This is a genomic window from Marinoscillum pacificum (assembly GCF_024714495.1).
In the GTDB taxonomy this organism is placed as follows: domain Bacteria; phylum Bacteroidota; class Bacteroidia; order Cytophagales; family Cyclobacteriaceae; genus Marinoscillum; species Marinoscillum pacificum.
The window spans coordinates 85,989-102,197 of sequence record NZ_JAMZMJ010000006.1; the positions used below are offsets into that span (position 1 = coordinate 85,989).

19 protein-coding genes are annotated in these 16,209 nt (G+C 39.3%); 8 read left to right on the forward strand and 11 right to left on the reverse strand.

Annotation, left to right across the window (positions count from 1 at the left end; genetic code table 11):
* Nucleotides 1-42 precede the first annotated feature (42 nt).
* Entirely contained in the window at nt 43-720 is a 678-nt protein-coding gene (locus NXS00_RS14885; protein WP_258100021.1) for a TlpA family protein disulfide reductase, read from the forward strand.
* A gap of 23 nt (nt 721-743) precedes the next feature.
* Here NXS00_RS14885 and NXS00_RS14890 read toward each other — a convergent pair whose 3' ends face one another.
* From NXS00_RS14890 to NXS00_RS14900, 3 genes are all read right to left on the reverse strand, one after another.
* Complete coding sequence (locus tag NXS00_RS14890) at nt 744-1,631, reverse strand: thioredoxin family protein (RefSeq protein WP_258100022.1); 888 nt, start codon at nt 1,629-1,631, stop codon at nt 744-746.
* Between the two features lie 93 nt (nt 1,632-1,724).
* Nucleotides 1,725-2,159 (reverse strand): hypothetical protein, encoded by a 435-nt coding sequence (locus tag NXS00_RS14895; RefSeq protein ID WP_258100023.1) that lies wholly within the window; start codon nt 2,157-2,159, stop codon nt 1,725-1,727.
* On the reverse strand, nt 2,156-2,713 hold the full coding sequence (locus NXS00_RS14900; RefSeq protein WP_258100024.1) for an RNA polymerase sigma factor: 558 nt from the start codon (nt 2,711-2,713) through the stop codon (nt 2,156-2,158). Before NXS00_RS14900 ends, NXS00_RS14895 begins: the two co-directional genes overlap by 4 nt.
* A 117-nt stretch (nt 2,714-2,830) precedes the next feature.
* Here NXS00_RS14900 and NXS00_RS14905 point away from each other — a divergent pair, with 117 nt between their 5' ends.
* On the forward strand, nt 2,831-3,190 hold the full coding sequence (locus NXS00_RS14905) for a DUF6249 domain-containing protein (protein ID WP_258100025.1): 360 nt from the start codon (nt 2,831-2,833) through the stop codon (nt 3,188-3,190).
* Nucleotides 3,191-3,439: 249 nt separating this feature from the next.
* Entirely contained in the window at nt 3,440-4,051 is a 612-nt protein-coding gene (locus tag NXS00_RS14910; protein ID WP_258100026.1) for a hypothetical protein, read from the forward strand.
* A 98-nt stretch (nt 4,052-4,149) separates the two neighbouring features.
* On the opposite strand, the gene NXS00_RS14915 is transcribed toward NXS00_RS14910, so the two are convergent.
* A complete protein-coding gene (locus NXS00_RS14915) occupies nt 4,150-4,737 on the reverse strand; it encodes a DinB family protein (RefSeq protein WP_258100027.1) in 588 nt (195 codons plus the stop codon).
* Between the two features lie 21 nt (nt 4,738-4,758).
* Here NXS00_RS14915 and NXS00_RS14920 point away from each other — a divergent pair, with 21 nt between their 5' ends.
* Together NXS00_RS14920 and NXS00_RS14925 are read left to right on the forward strand one after the other, a co-directional pair.
* Complete coding sequence (locus tag NXS00_RS14920; protein WP_258100028.1) at nt 4,759-7,635, forward strand: M16 family metallopeptidase; 2,877 nt, start codon at nt 4,759-4,761, stop codon at nt 7,633-7,635.
* A 2-nt stretch (nt 7,636-7,637) separates the two neighbouring features.
* Complete coding sequence (locus tag NXS00_RS14925; protein WP_258100029.1) at nt 7,638-8,684, forward strand: SMP-30/gluconolactonase/LRE family protein; 1,047 nt, start codon at nt 7,638-7,640, stop codon at nt 8,682-8,684.
* Nucleotides 8,685-8,738: 54 nt separating this feature from the next.
* On the opposite strand, the gene NXS00_RS14930 is transcribed toward NXS00_RS14925, so the two are convergent.
* From NXS00_RS14930 to NXS00_RS14945, 4 genes are all read right to left on the reverse strand, one after another.
* Nucleotides 8,739-9,383: a DUF4097 family beta strand repeat-containing protein gene (locus NXS00_RS14930; protein ID WP_258100030.1), complete on the reverse strand. Its 645-nt coding sequence runs from the start codon at nt 9,381-9,383 to the stop codon at nt 8,739-8,741.
* An 84-nt stretch (nt 9,384-9,467) separates the two neighbouring features.
* Nucleotides 9,468-10,301: a DUF4097 family beta strand repeat-containing protein gene (locus NXS00_RS14935; RefSeq protein ID WP_258100031.1), complete on the reverse strand. Its 834-nt coding sequence runs from the start codon at nt 10,299-10,301 to the stop codon at nt 9,468-9,470.
* A 226-nt stretch (nt 10,302-10,527) separates the two neighbouring features.
* Complete coding sequence (locus tag NXS00_RS14940; protein ID WP_258100032.1) at nt 10,528-11,274, reverse strand: HEAT repeat domain-containing protein; 747 nt, start codon at nt 11,272-11,274, stop codon at nt 10,528-10,530.
* Nucleotides 11,275-11,281: 7 nt separating this feature from the next.
* Complete coding sequence (locus tag NXS00_RS14945; protein ID WP_258100033.1) at nt 11,282-11,830, reverse strand: RNA polymerase sigma factor; 549 nt, start codon at nt 11,828-11,830, stop codon at nt 11,282-11,284.
* A 321-nt stretch (nt 11,831-12,151) separates the two neighbouring features.
* On the opposite strand from NXS00_RS14945, the gene NXS00_RS14950 reads away from it, so the two are divergent.
* The 3 genes from NXS00_RS14950 (at nt 12,152) to NXS00_RS14960 (ending at nt 14,635) form a co-directional block, all read left to right on the forward strand.
* Entirely contained in the window at nt 12,152-12,892 is a 741-nt protein-coding gene (locus NXS00_RS14950; protein ID WP_258100034.1) for an imm11 family protein, read from the forward strand.
* Nucleotides 12,893-13,086: 194 nt separating this feature from the next.
* Nucleotides 13,087-13,833, forward strand: a complete 747-nt coding sequence (locus tag NXS00_RS14955) for a hypothetical protein (protein ID WP_258100035.1) — start codon at nt 13,087-13,089, stop codon at nt 13,831-13,833.
* A 184-nt stretch (nt 13,834-14,017) separates the two neighbouring features.
* Nucleotides 14,018-14,635, forward strand: a complete 618-nt coding sequence (locus tag NXS00_RS14960) for a hypothetical protein (RefSeq protein ID WP_258100036.1) — start codon at nt 14,018-14,020, stop codon at nt 14,633-14,635.
* A gap of 112 nt (nt 14,636-14,747) precedes the next feature.
* Here the strand turns inward: NXS00_RS14960 and NXS00_RS26950 are convergent, their stop codons facing one another.
* From NXS00_RS26950 to NXS00_RS14970, 3 genes are all read right to left on the reverse strand, one after another.
* The gene (locus NXS00_RS26950; protein WP_373418668.1) at nt 14,748-14,972 is read right to left on the reverse strand and encodes a DUF3828 domain-containing protein; all 225 of its coding nucleotides are present in this window, start codon (nt 14,970-14,972) and stop codon (nt 14,748-14,750) included.
* The gene (locus NXS00_RS14965) at nt 14,959-15,171 is read right to left on the reverse strand and encodes a hypothetical protein (protein ID WP_258100037.1); all 213 of its coding nucleotides are present in this window, start codon (nt 15,169-15,171) and stop codon (nt 14,959-14,961) included. Before NXS00_RS14965 ends, NXS00_RS26950 begins: the two co-directional genes overlap by 14 nt.
* A gap of 82 nt (nt 15,172-15,253) precedes the next feature.
* A complete protein-coding gene (locus NXS00_RS14970; protein WP_258100038.1) occupies nt 15,254-16,180 on the reverse strand; it encodes a DUF6624 domain-containing protein in 927 nt (308 codons plus the stop codon).
* Between the last annotated feature and the right edge of the window lie 29 nt (nt 16,181-16,209).

Sequence of the window (16,209 nt, forward strand, 5' to 3'; positions counted from 1 at the left end):
CGTCAGGGTTTTTTGTTATATTTAATATACAACTCTGCCATAATGAAATTACTACTCTCCATCTTGTGCTCACTATTCCTGACGCAAGCCATTGCTCAAAAGAAACAAGTGATTTACCTCGATACGCTAGGCAATGAAAGTAACTTATATGAGCATATTGCTATTCTCAACACGGCGTGGTACGAATGGGACTATGATGAATCAGATCCAAAAATCAGCTATATCCGCTTCAAGAGACTCAGCAAAAAAGCACATGACAGTCTAACCCATCTCACTTATCAAAAAAATCTCTTATTGAATAAAATAGATCGGCCGTTTGTGCTTCCATCAGTGACGGATCTTTCAGGCAAAACCTGGACTCAGGAAGAATTAGATAGCAAAGTGGTCGTGGTAAATTTTTGGTTTGTAGGCTGTGGCCCTTGCGAAATAGAAATGGCCGAACTCAATCAACTAGTGGCCAAATACCAGAATAACCCTGAAGTTGTCTTTCTTTCGCTATGCAACTCCAAAGGGAAGAAAATTCAAAAATTTCTAGAGCGAAAGCAGTTTGATTTTCACATCGCCTCCGCAGTGGATCAAACCATTCCTAAATTTGGTATCTCTACTTTCCCGACAAACTTCGTGGTAGACCATGGTACTGTTCGTTTAGCGCTGGAGGGTACCGGAAGAGGAGCTGTTTATCTTTTGGACGAAGCTGTTAAAAAAGCGCTAAATGATTGACTCACCTAGCGCATTTCTCCAGCTTATTGATTTTCTGATTCTGTCTTTAACAATGCCAATTGCTGAACTGCATTTTCATTCGCTGAGTCCAGTTCCAATACTTTTTCATAGCATTTTATCGCATTGACGGTATCTCCTTTGATAGTCAATGCCTCTCCATAGCTATCATAGACATTTGGCTCATGCCTGAACAAGTAAGTATTGAAATTGAAAACCAATAAAGCTTCATCCACTCGATCACTTCTTAGCATAACATAGCCTAGTGTATTCAATTCTGAGCTTTTACTGACCTTTTTGTACACCTTGTAAAAGTGTGCGTTGGCATCCTCATATATTTCAGAAATGGATTTCTCAGCTAACAGATCCTGAAAATAAGTAGCCGCATGATAATTTGGTGCAGAAGGATAACCTAAAGCTATTTGAGCCAGGTCTGTTTCCAGATCGGTGGAAGGAAACTCGACAATTCGTCCAATTTCCTGCCCGTCTTCTTTAAAAATGAAAGTCGGAACTCGGTGAATATCTAATCCCTTTTCTTCATGATTAGGACCTTGCTTGTATTTCTCATCACCATCATAAAGTGCGATGATATTTAGTTGATCTCTGTCCAGACCCAATTCATCCCAAAGATGAACAAACTGTGGAACCCAGTTTTTGCTATCTCCACACCAGGAACCTAAATAAATATCAACTTGAGTGTCTTTCAATTCCTTTTTCCATGGGTGTGATTCTTGTAGTGTCTCAAAATCATCATAGTGTTGTTGGTACCAACCATCACCATGATTCATTAAATCGGTAATCGTCACCGGACCACATAGATGAGTTTCTTCACGCTTATTCACATAGGTTTCGGCGTTTTGGGCATTGAGAGAAATGGCAACAACAAGCGCTGCTGCAAATAGGATAGGTTTCATTATAGTTTGGTTTTTGATTTCCGCTAAGAAACCTGAAACCAAACAAAATCACTGTTAATGAAGTGTTAAAAAGGCCTAATGAATTGTTAACGACTATTGAAATGCTCTCATCCGATAACTGATGATAAAAGAGAATCCCATAACCATAATCGCTAATATAGCCGCCAATGCGGTAAAAGGTAATTCTGGCATTTCTAAGTGAATGCCTTCAAACGCAGTATTCAGTTTAGAGAACCAGTCTCCAGAAAATGTAATATCAATAGAAGGCCACTGCACATCTAAATACGATTTGCCAGACGAGTCTTTAAACCATAAGAGTAGATAGGCGATCAATGAAGTAAAAGCAGCTCCGATTATCCACAATACCTTTTTGCTGATTACAGGCTCATACTCCATGACTGAAGACTCTGATGTTTCAATATTGAGCATAATTTGTTCCTTCAAACTCCTGTTTGGTAAAGACTCAGACTTTCGGAACAAGTCTTTAATCAAATCATCCTGTAGTTTATTGTCTTCGTTATTCTTCATGATACCCATTCGGTTATCCCTACTTTTCTTAATACTTCACTCATTTTTTTACGAGACCGGTGCAAGATGATTTTCACATTGGAATCTTTCAATCCCATAATCTCACAAATCTCCTTGATGGACTGATCATTGTAATAATACAACGTAACAATTCCCTTTTCGTCTTCAGTCAAACCCTCAAGAGCTTGTGCTAAGACGCTACGCATGTCACCCAACTCGGCCTGATCATGTACATTGTTGCCCTCGAAACTCGAGGAGTGATTTTCTATGTCTACCAACACGGGCTTCACTTTTCTCAATCGAGTCATACAGGCAAAATAGGCGATCCTCAACATCCAGGTGGACAATTTCGATTCGCCCCTGAACGTATTGAGCGATTTATACACCTTCAAAAACGTGTCCTGAACTACTTCGTGCGCATCTTCTTCGTTGCGCAGGATGTTTAGCACAAAATTATACACCCGCACCTGATACTGATCCACCAGATCTCCAAAGGCACGGGTATTCCCAGCCAGGATCTGCTCAATCAAATAGGTATCTTCGGTTTGGTGCATTTGTATGGTTAGACTACAGTAAGATACGACCGGTTACATTTTTTTAAAAAAAGTTGTAACCAGTACTGAAACTGTGTAGTCAATAAGGGCAAATCACAAAAACTTAAATCGACTGATATGGAAGTAATGATCGTATTCCTGGTATTTTTCGCAATGGTCTTCGGAATTGCCTATGTATTTTTTACTACAAGAAACAAAGAACGCCTCCTCATGATTGAGAAAGGTGCAGATGCCAGCCTTTTCGAGCGCAAATCAACGCCATTCTCTATCGCCAAGTTCATCTTGAATATTGCTTTGTTGTTTATGGGCATTGGCCTGGGCATATTCCTTGGTTGGACTATTGGAGATGCTTTAGGTGCTAGACATAATCAACATATTGAAGTCTATGTTATGTCAAGTGTCTTCATTTTTGGTGGACTTGGATTGGTAACCGGGTTTTTCATTACCAGAAAAATCGAGAGAGCAGATACCAAATAAACTTAAGATAAAGTCTTTCGGTCAAGCCTCGGACATGATTGTCTGGGGCTTTTTAATTTATACTCAGCACAATCGTCATTCCCTGAATTTCCTTATAGGATTCCGTTTCATTGACTAATTCTATGAAATTCTAAGGGAATCTATTTTGATCATTTGTACAGTTGAGACTTATATGTAGGCAATATTCGACTTAAGAATAATTTACTTGTAAATTCGAAAAAACTCGCAGATAAATAATGTCCATTATTAATGATCCGATTATTAAAATTTAAAACTATTGTACTCTGTATAATAATAGCCTCCATAAATATTGGTTGCAAGGAGAACAAGGTTGTTCCTGATATTCCGGTGGGTACTATGGAAATGGAGCTGCTTGGAATCAATGGCTCTGGCAATGTCGACAAGTTTCATGGCACTGATACTGAGCATACTTACTTTAGTATTAGATCAGGTGGTATTTCGGATTCGATTGTTATCAGTTTTAGATTTTACTTTGAATTCGCAACCAATACAAGTCAAAATCTATATTTGGAAATTTGGGCTGAAACTATCGTCGGGCAAGATTATCTTAATGATGATGGTGAATTTGAGCCTTCAACCCTCAAGCCTATTATTACAGGATCTGAACTTGGAAATAACATAAGTATTATATCTTTTTATTCCGAAGATTGTCAACTATCATCCTTCGAGAATCAACATCAAATCGAGATTGTCGATACCTCTATCATAGAATTAGATAACAATACTCATGATGCTATCATAACAGGTAAAATTGAAGCTGAATTTGGTCCAAAATGCTCAGATCAGACTGTTGAATTAAAAAATGGCGTTTTTAAATCTAGAGTCACGCTTTTTTATTGATTTTCTATCTACCTCAATCGAATAATCTCTTTTATAAATTGAAAGAATAAGTTAACATCTACATTTATGGCCATTTTCAAACGAAATCATGAAGAGTGTTACTTCAATATCCCCAAATACTGAATCCAAGGACCAACCTCCGATTTGTATTGCTTGGCCATCACTCGGGAAATCTGGGCAATATGACCTAAGTCATGTGCCGTCCAGGTGGCTAACATCTGCCTCAAGGTTACTTCACCAAGAGCTGGGTGGGTTCCTACCTGATTGAGTTTTTGCTCGTCCAATTCAAAAGATTTGAGTTTAGCTATGTTCTCATTTCTTAAAATGGAAAACTCTTCTAACAAACCATCCATTGTTTTGCCTTTGCTTGCCTCAAATTGCGCTTTCATGTCAAAGGGAGGAAATGGCTCCTTCGAGCCTGAGAGTATGATTTCCGTTCTTGGAATCCAATCAGTTTTTTCTCCCACAATCAAATGACCCAGTACATCAAAAGGACTCCAGGTTTCTGAACCTTCATTGTTTTGGGTCCAATCATTAGAAACGCCTGTTAATAATGCTGTCAAAACTGAAGGAGTTCGCTCAAGAATTTCAAGTGATTTTTGAAGATCAAATTGCATAACCAGCTGATTTTTGATTCGTCCACATAAGTTAGCGTTTATTTCATGACGAAACAGCTTATCTTTCATACACAATACTTCCAAACTAAAATGATTCGTATTTTCCCGCTGCTGATTACCATTTGCCTGAGTATTCAGGTCTTTTCTCAAACCAATCCGCTACTTCAAGTAGAATCCTACCAGCTACCTAATGGCCTGACCGTGTTTCTTAATGAAGACACTACAGCCACCAAGGTCTTTGGAGCAGTGATGGTCAATGCCGGATCGAAAAATGAAGATCCCACGGCCACAGGAATGGCACACTATCTGGAACACATGCTCTTCAAAGGCACTGAGGAAATGGGCACCTGGAATTATGCTTCAGAAAAACCACATCTCGACTCGGTGAACTTGCTCTACGAACAACTGGCAGTAGCAAAAGATGAATCTGCCAAAGCCAACATTCAGCAAGCGATTAATGAGCAAGCAGTAAAAGCATCTCAATACGGATTACCCAATGAATTTGACAAACTACTCAAGAGCATAGGAAGTACAGAGGTCAATGCGTTCACTACGTATGAAATGACCTTTTACCACAACTTCTTCCCGGCACACGAAATCGACAAGTGGCTGGATATTTATGCAGAGCGATTCGAAAACCCGGTTTTCAGATCATTTCAATCAGAACTGGAAGTGGTCTATGAAGAAAAGAACCGTGCTGAAGACAGTTTTGAGCGACGTGTCTACGAAAAAATGCAGGAGTTGATTTTTCCGAACCTCCCTTATGGACAGTGGTCGGTTTTGGGTACAACCGATCACCTGAAAAATCCTTCACTGACCAAAATGTATGATTTTTATGACAAGCAGTACGTTCCTGGCAACATGGCCTTGATCCTGACAGGAAACTTCGACAAAGAATCTGCTAAACGATCGATAAAAGAAAAATTTGGTGACTGGGAGGCCAAAGAAGTTCCTGTTACCAGGCTGCCAGAACCCAAGCCAATCGTAGGGGAACAACTTGAAAAAGTAAGAATCACTCCAATCAAAGCTGGTTTTCTTGGATTTCAAACAGTGCCTTATAATCACCCAGATCGAATCGCCATGGATGTTGCGGAATATTTGCTCTACAATGAAGGCGAAACCGGATACATCAATCAGATAGAATTGAACAATGAAATGATCTATGCCGGGTCGTTCAGTTCTATATACAATGATGCGGGCGCTTATGTGATCTTTTTCATTCCTAAAATCCTGATTCAGAGTATTGGAAATGCTGAGAAGAAAATTGAAAATGCACTCAATAAACTGCATTCAGGTGAATTTTCAGATGAACTGCTTCAAGCTGCTAAAAATGAGATTAGCCGAACCTATCAGGAAAGTTTAGAAAACCTGGAAGAACGAGGGACATTGATTGGCGGCTCTTTTAACGCAGGATTGACGTGGGACTATGTGTTGCAATACCCTTCCAATATTCAAAACATCACCAAAGAGGATGTCATTCGCGTATCCAATAAATATCTAGGGAAAAATCGGGTGAAAATGGTCTCTCGCACAGGTTTCCCTAAAAAGGAAAAACTTGACAAGCCTCCTTATAAACCAGTTACCGCTGAGCAAGAGAAGGAATCGGCATATGCGAAAGAATTTGAAAAGATTGAAGCGAAAGAATTCGAGCCTCAGTTCCTGGACTTGGCCAACGATGTGGATCGAGTAGAACTCCCTGGTGGTCATTCTATCATGACTTCCAAAAATCCATTCAACAACATTTTTAATTTGGAAATCAAATTCAGAACAGGCACCATTGATAACCCCAAACTGGATTATGTAGCAGGAATAGGGACGCTTTCCGGTGCTGGGACTTACTCAATGAGTGAATTAAAAAATGCGTATGCAGCTCTAGGAAGTACTTATGATGTGTATGGAAGCCTCAATTACTTTGTGGTGACGCTAGAAGGCCCAGAGGATAAACTGGACGAAACCCTGAAGCTAACTAACCTGCTGCTGACCGACATCAAGCCGAATGAAAACACCATGAAAGTGCTGTACAATGGTGAAAAGACCGAACGAAAGCTTGAAAAACGAACGCCTCAGTCCATGAGCATTGCCCTGGTAAATTACGCCAGCTATGGTGACCAATCCTTTTACTTACAGCGACTCAAGAGTAAAGAAATCAAAGCGTTAGAAGCGGAAGACCTGCAAAAAGACTTTTTGACCGTCATTAAAAACTATCAGGCAGAAATCGTTTATACAGGCAAAAAATCAGCGCAAGAACTCTCAGAGTTAGTCGCTGACAATTTAGACTTATCAGCTTCTGGCAAAGCAACCGAACTACGAGTGAGGCCTATGCAGCCCGTTAGCAAGCCTCAAATTTTGTTTGTGAATAACAAAAAAGCCGTTCAAAGTCAGGTGTATTTCTACATGCCAGGAGAACCAATAGCAAAAGATGAGTATCCATATGTACAAGCCTTCAACCAATACTTCGGTGGTGGATTCTCAGGTTTAATTCTTCAGGAAATTAGAGAATATCGATCTCTGGCGTATTCTGCGGCGGGTTGGTATCAGCCAGCACCAATCACAGATGCTGATAGTCGACTCATTACCTACATTGGTTGTCAGGCGGATAAAACCACAGACGCCATTACAGTGATGAAAGGTTTGATAGAAGACATGCCTCAAAAACCTGAGCGAATGGCCGCATTGCGCAAAAACCTCCAACTGGAAACGGTAACCGAATATCCAGACTTTAGAAGTATTCCAGATCGAGTAATTGCACTGGAGCGACGTGGCTTTGACGATGATCCTAATAGGACAGCATATGAAACCTATCCAGAATTGACAATGGAAGATATTTATGAGTTCTATGCACAGCGAATTAAAGGCAAACCATACACCATCACCGTTCTTGGAGATGGAAGAAGAATAAACATGGACGAGCTGAAAAAGCTTGGTGAGGTGGTAGAACTCAAGTACGACGACTTTATCAATAAATAACCATGAAAAAGTTCTTTATCGGTTTTGGGCTTGTATTGTTGCTACTGGCCATTTTTGTTCTGAACACCTTCTATTCCACAGGCTTTTTTCGAGAGGTACTTACGAGAATAGATGGTCAAACTTCTAGTTATGCCATTTATGGAGCCGAAGATCTGGCTATCTCACGAGAGGATTCATTCTTAATCATTAGCAGTGATGATCGCGCAGCAAGGTTCCATGGTAGAAAACGAAAAGGTGCTTTGTACAAACTGGATTTGACTGACCCAAAAGCTAAACCAGTCAAACTTACAGCAAACCTTGATTTTACTTTCTTGCCTCATGGAATTTCGATGTTGAAAACAGACTCATCATCCTACAAAATCTGGGCTATCAATCATACTCATGAATATCATAGCATTGAGGTGTTTAAGCTTTCAGGAGATTCGCTTTTCCATTTGGAAACTATCAAAGACGATGCCCTGATCAGTCCAAATGATTTGGTAGCCATAGATGAAAACCGATTTTACATTACCAATGATCATCAATATCGAACTGGAATTAAACGAATGGCAGAAGACTATCTTGGTTTAGCACTATCCGACGTGCTGTTTTATGACGGAGATACCTTTACGCAAGTAGCTGATGGCATAGCCTATGCAAATGGCATCAATTACCACTCAAAAATGAATAGGCTATTTGTCGCATCGCCGAGAGGGTTTCTAGTCAAAGTTTTCGAACCAGACGTTAATTCAGGGAAATTGGACTTAATTGAAGATATCGATACTGGTACAGGAGTAGATAATATTGAGTTTGATACACAAGGAAGACTATGGATTGGTTCGCATCCAAATTTGATGCATTTTACAAGCTATGCGATGGGCAAAGCAGATACGTCCCCTTCGGAAGTGATTATCATTGATTATCAAAGTAAGTCTAGCTACTCGATTGAATCGGTATTTGAAGATACTGGTGAAAACATTTCCGCAAGTACTGTTGCCATCCCGTTCAATGGAAAAGTCTACATCGGTAATGTAATGGATGACAAATTGCTTGTCTGGGAATCTAACTAAAAAACCACGACCAAAAAGCCGTGGTTTCAGATCAAAGGATCCATGCGATTGGTATTATCCTTTTCTCAAATAAATATTTCCGCTGATCGTCTCCAGTTCCATTGGGATACCGCCATTGTTGACTTGACCTTTCACATTCATACCCACTATTTGATGTAAACCATCCTTGCCGTCAGGATAAGTAATGTTGAGATCTGAGTAGACTTCTCCGGAAATTGTTTTGGCTTTGAAATCTATACCCAATGAACCGACCATAATGTCAATATCCCCTGAGATGGTTTTAAGCTTCATGTCTTTGGGGTATTTATTCAATAGAAAATCCCCACTGATGGTATAAGCATCCACTTTCATGTTTTTGGGCATTTTGACTGTGTAAAACAGGTCGGTATTGAACGAGCAGTTGGTTCCTGTTCGCTCTATTTTGTCCCACATGTCTTTATCCATGGCTATGGTGATTGATCTAGAGGACACTTCTTTTTCCAAAGTAAAGATGTGATCGTATTCTCCATCGTTTATGGACACGCTTACTTCTACATACACTTCGTTTTTATCCCAGGTTTCGATTTTGATCTCATCAGCAAAGTCAAATTTCAATTCCAGCATGTCCTGGCCATTTACAGGAGCGGTTTCGGTTACTTTGGTTTGGGCATAGCTCACCCAGGTTGCTGCGCAAAGCAGCATCGTCAATAGATTTTTCATGATGTTTACAGTTTAAATGGGGCTGTTGAAAAAAGTGTCATTTCGATTTTGGAGAAATCGTTGAGTCAGCACTTTGTGAATTTCTTATTTGTCTTTTCGGATGTATACGTCGCCACTGATGCTTTTGAGGAGAATATTAACTCCACCGCCATTCAAAGTAGCATCCACAGACATTCCGCCAGCCATTCTACGCATGCCTTCTTCATTTTTCACATCAAAATTGACATCCGTATATACTTCCCCAGAAATGGTGCTTAGTTTGAATGCCCCTTTTGTGGATGTAGGAAGGGTCACATCTATGTCTCCACTGGTAGAAGTAATGGAGGTTGGAGTAGTCTGACTAATTCCTGTGAAAATCACCGTGATGTCACCGCTTAAGGTATTGGCAACAACCGGACCTTTCACATTTCTCAAGATGACATCTCCATTTTGTGTCTTCACATCGATTTCGTTGGTTAATCCACTTACCACAAAATCACCAGCCTGCCATGAATTCAAGTCCGCTTTGACCTTCATGTTTTGAGGTACTTTTAGCAGGTAATGACCATCTGCTTTTCTACTAGCTGCACTCACTTTGATCACATTGCCTTTCTGAGTTACACTCAGACCTATATCGGTATTGTCACTTCCAGTTGCTGATAGAGGCTTTAAGCCTTGAGCTTTTTCCGGTACTCCCTCATAGTTTTTGGTAGAAATCACCAATTCTGGTGTATTTACTGCGGCAATTGTAATATCTCCGTAGAAGTTTTCAATACTCAGAGTGATGTCTGATGCATTGCCTTTTGGTGTCAACTTAAAAGTTTTCTCCACACCACCTTGTCGTCCGTAACCTACTGCCTTAACATCAAGGTCAATATCCTGGGCAAAAGACAAATTGACCAGCAGTGCAGTTATCGTTAAAAGAATAATTCGTTTCATTGTTTTGAATGTTTTGTAAGAGTTTTTGAAAATTGATTTATTCAAATTGGCCTTCTTGAATCTTGATTTACCCGGCTTATTCAAGAGAATAATTAGTTTATATCTTTAAAACTCTCTTGAATAATGACGAAATAATTCTAAAGAATTATTTGTCAGGGTAACCCTGATATTCGCCTTCTGCGAATCGTCAGCCCTTTGGGCAAATTATGCTTTAGCATAATTTGGGTTATGCAATGATGTCCAAAGCGATTTTTGCTTGCTTTTTCACATCGGTGTTAATGGAATCTTGTTCCAATAGTTTCTTCAGTGGCTTGATGGCGTGCTTTTCCTGCGCTTCCATCAGGATACTGATTAATGAGATTTGAATCAATGGATCAGTCTGCTGTTCCAGGGATTCTGCCATGCGCATTGCTACATCTTGCTGATCCATAAATCGAACCAAAGCTTGTGCAGCGGCATAGCGCACATTCGGACTTTCGTCGGTATTCAATGTCGTAAAAAGAGAGTTGAGAAGCTTTTCGCTATAAGCTGGTTTTTCAGCCTCAATCATGTTCACCACCTGTAGTCTTTCACTTGCCGAAGATGGTTGCAGCGTATTCATCATCGAAACTTCCTTCAACACATCCACTTGAGATTGCAAAGCGATGATTTCATCCGAACGATCATCAGTGGTCAACTTGCCTGCATAGAATCCTACTATTAACAGTGCTACTGCAGCAGCAATCTGCCAGATTTGGAAGCCTCCTCTGGATCTCTCTTTTGAAATTTCTTTGGCTACTGCCTGAGCAATATCCAGCTGAACCATGTCAGGAACCTTCTTCTCTCCAATGGAATCCATGGTGGAAATGACCTCCTCAAATTCATGCTGAAGCTTTTGACAGCTTTCGCAATCCGCTAAATGTTCTTTCAGTTCACTTGAAAGTGCCCCTGTTTCCAGGAATTCGATAATTTCTTCTTCTGTTATATGTCTCATCTCCATATCAGTTAAGATGATTTTCTAATTCAAAATAGATGTCTTTCAGCTGCTTGATAGTGCGGTGAACCTGCACTTTTATCGCACTGACTGACATGTCCTTTAATTCGGCGATCTGCTCATATTTCATTCCTTGAAATTTGCTCAGAACGAGGAGCTCACGTTTGTCTTCCGGCAGTTGACTCATAGCTCGCATCAGCGTTTGCTCACGCTCCAGCTGCAGTTCGTCTTTGTCATCTTCCTGATCTGGAAGTATATCTGCCGTAGTAAACCGATCTTTATAGACTTTGATTTTCTTGAAATGGTCCTTCACTTGATTGCGAGCAATCTGAAACAACCAGGTCTCAAAACTGCTGCCCTGCTTGTAGGAGTTTCTATATTTCAACACACGTATGAAAGTCGTTTGCGTCAGGTCGGCGCTATCGTCTCCATCTAGTGTTGACTTTAGAAAGTAATTGTACACCCGCTGCTGATAGCGACTGACCAGTCCATTAAGTGCATCTAGCTGCCCTCGCTGCACCGTCATCATCAACAGTTCATCACTTGCTTCACTCAAGTTGTAATCGGTTTAGGTTTTCGTGAATTCGGATAAGTTACCTCAAAGTGGATGGAAGGTTACAGGCGGGTTGAAAAATTTTTAGTTGGGGTTTTGATTGGGGGGATACTTCATCAAAATCCAGTAAAGACTGATTTGGTTAATTATAATTTTTCATCAGCTCGGTATTATAACATTGGAATCAGTAAGTTTAGCTTTCCTGTGCATCATGTGGGCGTGCTATATTATTTCTGTTGATGCTATCCAGCAACAGTGTTAAAACAGTTTACTTAGCCACATCAATTTTAATGAATTGAACTTGAGAGAATTTTTTTTATTGATTTGAGCGATTTTTACATCATAGCGCCAACACGAGAATCTCGACAATGGGCTTTAGGCATCACGAAAGGGGAATATAATTCGATTGAACATTTCGGTAGAATTAAATCAATGGAAGGTCGTGATTCTGTAAATGAGTTTTGGCAATTGATGAGGCCTATAAATCTAAAGCTCTGGTTTAAAGATTTCGAAAATAGCAACCTTAAGAACTTAGGATATGCGGACATCCATGAATGGACTGGTGATATAATGCATGATCCACCATTGATTGGTAGACCGATTTCTTTTATGGTGATATTGAGTGAAAGAGTAAAGGATTATCTACAGGAATTGGATATACCAAGTCATCAGTTTCATCAGTTCAATGTTATTAAAGAAGATGATCAAGAGGAGCGTATTTACTATGGGTTGCAAGTGGTCAATGAAATTTATTCAAGACTGGTTTATTCTGAAATTACATTTACACTTGAGAAGCGTAAAGAGATCATCAAAACTTATGATAAAGGAGAAATAGGAAGTTATAAAGACTACTTAGCAGAGCAGGCTGCTATGAGGGAGAGGTTTCGATTATCATCTCTTAAACCGGATAAGCTCGTTTACAAAGAGCACTTTGACCTTCTACTCAATGATGAAGCCAGGTTTGTGGTCAGCCAAAAGGTTAGAAACACCCTGTTGCAAATGGATCTATCGGGAGTGGAGATCACCAAATATGACAAGAAGGAGATCATTACGGGATTTGATTAATTGCACGAGCTTCCTTTAGCACGTGTTGAAGTTCAATGACGCTACGGTCATGACAGGTGTGACCAACAAGCGTTATATAGCTAACTGGTCAAGAGATAATAATTTTCTTGAGCATCATGCTGGCTAGCTGTATAATGTCTGTTGATGTTATCTAGCAACAGTGTTAAAGACTACTTTAAGTCGGAGATAAAAGAATGATAGAAAAAGAAGAACTTCTTCAAAAACTTAATAACATTCTCGCTGAATGTGTGCCAAGAGATTTTGCTTTCGTGGATTCATCCTATTATTTAATCAAAGAATGGGGATATGTAAGGATGAGTCTAGCTTATGGCGGATCTCATCCTGCTAATAATACTTTTAATGCGGGAATAACATGTATTATCAGGATAAATCAGATTGAAGAATTTTGGGAAGACTTCTCATCAGATCTCAATATTTCTTTTATCAATCATAGTCTGATTAATCCAATTCATACTTTCTCTGTTTCCTCTGGTATATTTAGGGCTAATGATCAGTTGGGAATTGACACAAGTAGCAATATTTTGAGTCCATTTAATAACCATGAATCAGGATTAGCCAACTTCAAAAATCATATTAAAGAAAAGATAGACAATCAATATATTCCTCTGATAAAAGAGTCTTTGAATATAAAATATCTTGATAAGTCAATTAACGAATCAATTTCATTGGATGATGATTTAACCAGATACATACTAAATAGTGATGGTCTTATTTTTAGAAGAACCATTCTTGCAAAGATCAGTGGAAACAGTTTGTTCGAGGATATATGTAATTATCAAAGATCAGCGTTTAGCCAGTATGGGGAATTATCACAGATTCCAAAGTATGCATTTTTTAAGAATATCCCTTATGTGTATGAAACAGTCGTCTCGAGATTGAATAAAATACAAACTAATAGTTCTCTTAGATGGAATATTTAAATTTATTGGTCTTCATTGACCCTTCGAGCATTTCAAGGGTAATTAAAAATCGATAGCGTTAGCTAGCGGTATCATGTCTGTTGGTGTTTTTCACCAACAGGGGCCAAAACCTAATGGAACACTTAGTAGAGTCAAGGGTTTAATTTGATTGAGAATTGGAGACTTAGTAAACTGACTTAATAAGATGGATAATGTCTACAAATTAAGCCACGATAATGATCATTCTGGAGATTCAGAAATTGACGCTAAAGTGATTGAATTCGAGGGAAGTTCTAAACTGCCATATTACCTCATCGATGTAAAGACATATTCATTGAATGTATTGCCTTCAAGAATTTATTGTCAAGCTAATCTTAGTTTAATTCCGGATTATGATTATCCATTGACAGATATGGAAATTCCAATAATGAGCTTGAAAATGCTTGAAATATTGGAATCAGTTAATCCATTCGATTATTACAGAATACCTGTAATAATGCTTGATGATACTTGTCTAGATCTCATTCCAGAAGGAATCGATCGTATCCTACAAATTGATTCCTACTTTACAATTAGGTTAAATGAAATCAATGACGGTTTTTTTGATTACGAGAAGTCGGATTTTAAAATGTCAAGACGACTAGAAGGTCAAATTGGTCGTATTAAGCAAATTGTCTTAAAACGGCCTGACCATGGGTTTCCCCCTTTATTTAGAATATCAGAGACCCCATCTACATTGTTTATTTCCTTTGAGGCAAAAGAAGCTTTAGAAGCAGCTAATATCAAGGGTTGTGTTTTCGAAGAAGTGGAGGTTTCGGAATAATACCCCGCCCTTCTTAGTCTTTACATAACATCACGAAAAAAGGCGAGTTTAAGATAATGGTTTTTTGCTCGTGAGGACTCAAGCCAAGGCTAGTAAAATGATAACTCGGTTTCTACCAACCTTTGATGGAATCTATTAGATAGGTTGACCCATTAGGTATCAACGTTAACTCAACAACGTTTATCACATCATTAAACCCTGTGTTATAAGTTACCTGATAGGTTGCATCCTTCTCAGATACCTTAATAACTTTCAAACTGTTTGTCCAATTTTCACTACAGTCTTGTGCATTTAAGAAGGGATCATTATCGAGGATCGAAGTATTAATATGCTGCAAAAAGGTTTTTTGAGCAATGAGCGTTTCTGAATTCTATGAATTTTTCATACTCAGAGGCTGGTTGGTCACACATCCTGATGTATTCTGTATAGAAGGCTTTCAAGAATTCTTCTCCGGTTACACTGGACTGAGATGTCACTTCAGACTTCATCAAGAACACTACTAAAAGTGATATAAAAAATGCTCCAGTCAACTTCATTATAAGCCCAAATTAATCGAAAAACACAAAAAAACACCTTCCAAAACGAAAGGTGTCTCAGGCTGATCAGATTTAGCTACTATTAGTCCTTCTGAGCTACTGTCCAGTCTATGTCAAACCGCTCTTTTAGGTAGGGCTTTAACGGACCCAAACCAATTTCGTCTCTTCGCTTATCCACATGTGCAGGATCAGCAATGGCATAAGGTGTTTTTTGCAGGTCTTCAAACCGGATCTGGGTTCCGTAGAGTTGTTCTTTACCTTCTTCCACTAGTAATCGATCCTTCATTTTCGCATATCTGAGTGGTTGAGCTTCTCCATTGATAAATGCCTCCTCCAACATAGGGAAGTATCTCGCTCGCAATTCATAGTTGGTATGATTGATAATCAATGCCGCTCCAGCTGCTGCAATTTCGGTGACCTGAGTGGTCGTAGGCCAGCCATATTTGTCCAGTAACACCAGAAGCCTGGCTTCATTCTCCTTCACATTTTGCTCTTCCATAGCGAGAATCGGGAAAATTGCAGGTGTGGAAAAATATCCGCCATTGCGTATATACTTTCTGCGTTCTATGTTACCTGCATACATGAATCCCTGATCTTTGATAATCATGCGAAACAGTTCACGTGCAAATGGCTCATTTTTGATTGCTCCGTTTTTCGCTTCATATTTTCGGATTTGCTGATCTTCTATTTTGGTCCATCTGGGATCATCAATGAGGCTCAAAAACTCTGGGTCATACAAAGCCGATAAAGTAGAGTCATTGGTTAATGCCAGGTTCAAAAAGTAAAAGGAAGTATCACGCATGCTGGATGAATACAGCAATGCAGTAGTAGAAGCTATTTTATATGATACTTCTGGTGTCGGATTTTGCGCCATGGCTATGCCATACTGGGCCAACGCAGGCATGAGTAATCCTTCTTTTTTCAAGCTATCTCCAACAGCTATACTGTTTTGAGCTACGGCAATGAATACTGAGCAAATGGTTAAGGTAAGAATGAATAATCGCTTCATGAGTTTTCGATTTTTGATACTGGACAAGT

Excerpts from the sequence above, each read along its gene's own strand:
- NXS00_RS14920 (WP_258100028.1), top strand. The coding sequence starts at position 4,759 with ATGATTCGTATTTTCCCGCTGCTGATTACCATTTGCCTGAGTATTCAG.
- NXS00_RS14930 (WP_258100030.1), bottom strand. The coding sequence starts at position 9,383 with ATGAAAAATCTATTGACGATGCTGCTTTGCGCAGCAACCTGGGTGAGC.
- NXS00_RS14970 (WP_258100038.1), bottom strand. The coding sequence starts at position 16,180 with ATGAAGCGATTATTCATTCTTACCTTAACCATTTGCTCAGTATTCATT.
- NXS00_RS14910 (WP_258100026.1), top strand. The coding sequence starts at position 3,440 with ATGATCCGATTATTAAAATTTAAAACTATTGTACTCTGTATAATAATA.
- NXS00_RS14905 (WP_258100025.1), top strand. The coding sequence starts at position 2,831 with ATGGAAGTAATGATCGTATTCCTGGTATTTTTCGCAATGGTCTTCGGA.
- NXS00_RS14890 (WP_258100022.1), bottom strand. The coding sequence starts at position 1,631 with ATGAAACCTATCCTATTTGCAGCAGCGCTTGTTGTTGCCATTTCTCTC.
- NXS00_RS14925 (WP_258100029.1), top strand. The coding sequence starts at position 7,638 with ATGAAAAAGTTCTTTATCGGTTTTGGGCTTGTATTGTTGCTACTGGCC.
- NXS00_RS14885 (WP_258100021.1), top strand. The coding sequence starts at position 43 with ATGAAATTACTACTCTCCATCTTGTGCTCACTATTCCTGACGCAAGCC.
- NXS00_RS14940 (WP_258100032.1), bottom strand. The coding sequence starts at position 11,274 with ATGAGACATATAACAGAAGAAGAAATTATCGAATTCCTGGAAACAGGG.
- NXS00_RS14935 (WP_258100031.1), bottom strand. The coding sequence starts at position 10,301 with ATGAAACGAATTATTCTTTTAACGATAACTGCACTGCTGGTCAATTTG.
- NXS00_RS14965 (WP_258100037.1), bottom strand. The coding sequence starts at position 15,171 with ATGAAGTTGACTGGAGCATTTTTTATATCACTTTTAGTAGTGTTCTTG.
- NXS00_RS14960 (WP_258100036.1), top strand. The coding sequence starts at position 14,018 with ATGGATAATGTCTACAAATTAAGCCACGATAATGATCATTCTGGAGAT.
- NXS00_RS14915 (WP_258100027.1), bottom strand. The coding sequence starts at position 4,737 with ATGAAAGATAAGCTGTTTCGTCATGAAATAAACGCTAACTTATGTGGA.
- NXS00_RS14900 (WP_258100024.1), bottom strand. The coding sequence starts at position 2,713 with ATGCACCAAACCGAAGATACCTATTTGATTGAGCAGATCCTGGCTGGG.
- NXS00_RS14895 (WP_258100023.1), bottom strand. The coding sequence starts at position 2,159 with ATGAAGAATAACGAAGACAATAAACTACAGGATGATTTGATTAAAGAC.
- NXS00_RS14955 (WP_258100035.1), top strand. The coding sequence starts at position 13,087 with ATGATAGAAAAAGAAGAACTTCTTCAAAAACTTAATAACATTCTCGCT.